The following is a 1,148-nucleotide window of genomic DNA, read 5'->3' as shown; positions in this document are numbered from 1 at the left end:
GTGGCGGACCGCCGCGCCGGGCGCCGGGGGGCCGTCGCGGCGTGGGTGGTCGTGGGGCTCGCGGTGCTGGTCCTGGGTGGGTACTGGCTGTTCTGAGCGGCCTCCCCGATCGCACGTTTCGTGCTCTCAGCGCGGCAAGATCGCGAGTTGTGTGCGGTCAGTGCTGTGCGCACCGCGCTGAGAGCACGAAACGTGCACTCGCTACGCCGGTCGCAGCGCCACGAGCTCGCCGCCCCGCTGCTCCACCAGCACGCCCCCCTGCGTCGCGAGGGTGACCCCGCCCGTGTAGCCGCCCCGGTCCACCGGGATCGTCCGTTGCACGACGCCCCGCACCGGATCCACCACCGCGATCCCCGCGGGCACCGGGACCAGCCAGGACTGCGCGTACGCCGTGCCGGGGCCCAGGGTGTCCCGGAGCGTCCAGACGGGGGCCAGCCCCGTGCGGTCCAGCGCGATCGTGCGCGACCCGCTCCACCAGTACACGCGGCCGGTGTCGCTCGCGGTGCGCCCGATCCGGTCCGCGGGCGGGGCGACCTCGGACTCCGGGACGTCGAGCCCGATCAGCGCGACCTGGTTGCCCGCGCGGTCCAGGATCTGCAGCTCCGGCGGCCCGGGGAGCAGCACGGCCTCCCGGTCCACGGACACGGCGAGCAGCTGCACCCCGCGGGTCGACAGCTGCGCGGAGAACTCGACGGTCGGGGTGTCCGCGTCCCCGGTGCCGTCCGGGCGGAGCACGGTCAACCGGTCCGCCGCGTCCGCGGGACAGCTCTCGATCACGCCGAGCCTGCCCGCGGCGACCGCGATCGAGGTGTACGTGCAGCCCGTGCGTGGTTGCCGGTCCGGCTGCGCCGGGGCCACCACCGCGCCGTACTGCAGCGTGGTGACCAGGTCCGAGCGCATCGTCTCGAGGTAGTCGGCGCTGCTCGCCACCACCACGCTGCCCGCGGCGGTGAGGCGCGCCCCGGGCCGGACGTCGAGGTTCGAGGCGGGCCCGCGGCCGCCCAGGTCGGGATCGAACGAGGCCAGCTCGCTGCACCACTCGCCGTCGGCCGAGGGGTAGACCGCCAGGACCCGGCCGAAGCCTTCGCCGACCGTGCAGAGGGGGCGGTCGCGGGTGTAGGTCCAGCGCGGCGCGCCGGTGTCCGCCG

At 75.7% G+C, this 1,148-nt stretch carries 1 protein-coding gene; it reads right to left on the bottom strand.

Annotated elements, in window-relative coordinates:
- Positions 1–201: 201 nt before the first annotated feature.
- Positions 202–1,148 (bottom strand): Rv3212 family protein (locus tag H5J29_RS33645; protein WP_181784903.1); only part of this gene is annotated, 947 nt, incomplete at its 5' end.

Origin of the sequence: Pseudonocardia pini, from assembly GCF_013870575.1 — a bacterium.
GTDB classification, from domain to species: domain Bacteria; phylum Actinomycetota; class Actinomycetes; order Mycobacteriales; family Pseudonocardiaceae; genus Pseudonocardia; species Pseudonocardia pini.
This window is presented reverse-complemented; position numbering and strand designations above follow the sequence as displayed.